General features: G+C 62.5%; 3 protein-coding genes. 2 read left to right on the top strand and 1 reads right to left on the bottom strand.

Annotated features, from left to right (window positions below; all coding sequences use genetic code 11):
- Window positions 1-7: 7 nt before the first annotated feature.
- A complete protein-coding gene (locus DM816_RS41525; RefSeq protein ID WP_281274373.1) occupies window positions 8-142 on the top strand; it encodes a TrkA C-terminal domain-containing protein in 135 nt (44 codons plus the stop codon).
- Here DM816_RS41525 and DM816_RS41520 read toward each other — a convergent pair.
- The gene (locus DM816_RS41520) at window positions 139-603 is read right to left on the bottom strand and encodes a GNAT family N-acetyltransferase (RefSeq protein ID WP_211589087.1); all 465 of its coding nucleotides are present in this window, start codon (window positions 601-603) and stop codon (window positions 139-141) included. The two genes, DM816_RS41525 and DM816_RS41520, sit on opposite strands and share 4 nt — an antisense overlap.
- A gap of 422 nt (window positions 604-1,025) precedes the next feature.
- On the opposite strand from DM816_RS41520, the gene DM816_RS41515 reads away from it, so the two are divergent.
- Window positions 1,026-2,327: a polymorphic toxin-type HINT domain-containing protein gene (locus tag DM816_RS41515; protein ID WP_246002748.1), complete on the top strand. Its 1,302-nt coding sequence runs from the start codon at window positions 1,026-1,028 to the stop codon at window positions 2,325-2,327.
- The last annotated feature ends 97 nt before the right edge of the window (window positions 2,328-2,424 follow it).

Raw genomic sequence — 2,424 nt, 5'->3', positions numbered from 1 at the left:
CTACGGCGTGACCATCGTGGCGGTCAAACCGCAGAATGGCACGTTCACCTACGCCGACCGGGAAACCATCCTCCAATACGGAGACATCATCATGATCGCCGGTCCGGAGGAGAAGGTGGAGCGGTTCGCCACGCTTGACTAGCGCTGCCTGTCGCCCCACTCATGCGCCAGGATCGACATCACGTGGCTGCCGACCCGCTCGTTGTCCCAGAGCAGGGCCTGGCGCCGGGGTGCCCTCAAGGCGGAAGCCACCTTCTCATAGACGTGCCGGGCACGCGGGTTGAAATCGAAGACCTCCAGCTCGACCCGGTTCAAGCCGACGGTGGTGAACGCGTGGTCCAAGATGAGGCGGGTAGCCTTGGTGCCCAGCCCTCGCCTGTATGCCCGCGGCCCGATCAGCGAGATCCGGAACGAACAGCAACGATTGTCGGGGTCGAGGTTGTTCAGGACGGCCTCGCCCACGTATTCGCCGGTCGCACGCTCGACAATGGCGAGATCGAGCCGGTCGTGATGCTCGGCCCGGGTGGAGTACCACCGGCGCAGCTTCTCCGGATCGGCGAGGCGATCGGCGGCGTGGATGCCGGTGAGGAGAGCCGTTGACAAGTATCGGTGAGAATGCCGTCGCACGGAGCGCGCCGACGCCACCCGACCCGGTCGAGTTTCAGAAGGCGACGTTGTTCACGGCTGCTACGGACCTGCTCCAACGGGTCCCGGCCCGCGGCGCGGGTATGCGGGGCCGCGTATCGCATGCTGGCAGATCTGCCCGAGACAACCTACGTGGACAACGCCACGGGCCCGTTGGGACGCAGAGCGAGCGCGGTAGAGCTCAGCTTCGCCCCGCACTATCGGCCCCCACAGCGTTTCCGGCTGCTCATCGATCTGGCTACCGGAATGACCGTGGCGATCGAGTACCTCGACCGGCAAACCGAAGCACTGCATGGCTACATGGCTGGATCTGCACCAACCACCAAAACACCTCCGTCGCCCAGATCGACGCCGTCACCCTGTCGGCCACGCGGCGGCGGATGCTGCCCTACGGCGAGGACCGCGGCGGCCAACCCACCGGCTGGATGGGCACGAAAGGCTACGTCGGCGGTACCAAAGACCCCACCGGTTACACCCACCTCGGCGCCCGCGAATACGACCCCACACTCGGCCGCTTCATCTCCATCGACCCCATCATGGACCTCACCGACCCACAACAATGGCACGCCTACACCTACGCCAACAACAGCCCGGTCACATACAGCGATCCTTCCGGTCTTTACTTCATCGAGGACTCTGAAGGCTTAGGTCAAAGCGGCTTCGTTACTACATCCGGCAGCGGCGGCCGCACCATTAAGGTGACAGGGAAACGATATAGCCGAGCCGCCACGCTTACCCTTGGTGGAGAACGCCCCAATCCTGAAACAGTCCAGCAGCACGTGAACACATACTGCGGAACCGGCGGTGGCCACTGCGGCAGGTTCGAGGATTTGGACACCGGCACGCAGGCAACGATTCTCGCCGGGGTCTGGTGTAACAACAACCCTCAAGCCTGCGGCGCTTGGAACGAGGAGCAGCTGGCGGCCAGCCAAGCCATCGTCGAAGAGCTGCTCGGTATCGCGGATGCCAAGTCCTGCCTGGAAGGTAATGGCTTCGGTTGCGTTATGACGGTGCTGGGCCTGCTGCCCATCAAAAAGCTCATGGCGCTGAAGGCTCTCGGTGACATCGCTGATACGATCAAAGTTTCCGGCGACGTTCCCTGGGCGGCGTTCTGTAGCTTTTCAGGCGACACCCGCGTGCAGATGGCGGACGGAACCACGAAACAAATCCGCGAACTCAGCGTCGGCGACCAGGTTCTGGCAGCAGATCCGAAGGAAAGCCAGCAAGGGGCACGTCAGGTCACCCATGTCTGGGTGCATGACGATAAACTCGTCGAACTTCACACATCCGACGGCACCATCCTGACTACCGAAGACCACCCATTCTGGAACGCCACCGACCAGCAATGGCAGCGAGCAGACGCACTCGACCCCGGCGACACACTGCTTGCGGCGGACGGCGGACATCCAACCGTCACAGAACTATCCCGCCGTAGCAAACACACTGCAGCTGCCTACAACCTCACCGTCGCGGACTTCCATACCTACTACGTGATGGCCGGTAACACGCCCGTCCTTGTCCACAACAGTGGCGGGTGTCCTCACCTCAATATGAATGGGGTGCCGGATGACCTCCACCCCTATATCGAAAACGTCGTTCGGCAGATGGACATAGACGGGACTCTCCCACCCGGTGTGAGACTGTGTAACGAACGGTGTTTCCGGCACCGACACGCTGAGTGAGGACTCGGCGGGAAAGGTGCCGTGATGACCACCACCACGACGCTGCGTGAAGCCACACTGGATGTTGTGGCATCGAAGAAGCGACCTGTGTCCAGCC

Origin of the sequence: Allorhizocola rhizosphaerae (genome assembly GCF_003426775.1) — a bacterium.
Lineage (GTDB): Bacteria > Actinomycetota > Actinomycetes > Mycobacteriales > Micromonosporaceae > Allorhizocola > Allorhizocola rhizosphaerae.
This window is presented reverse-complemented; position numbering and strand designations above follow the sequence as displayed.

Coding starts and splice junctions, on each gene's coding strand:
- DM816_RS41515 (WP_246002748.1), top strand. CDS start 1,026: ATGCTGCCCTACGGCGAGGACCGCGGCGGCCAACCCACCGGCTGGATG.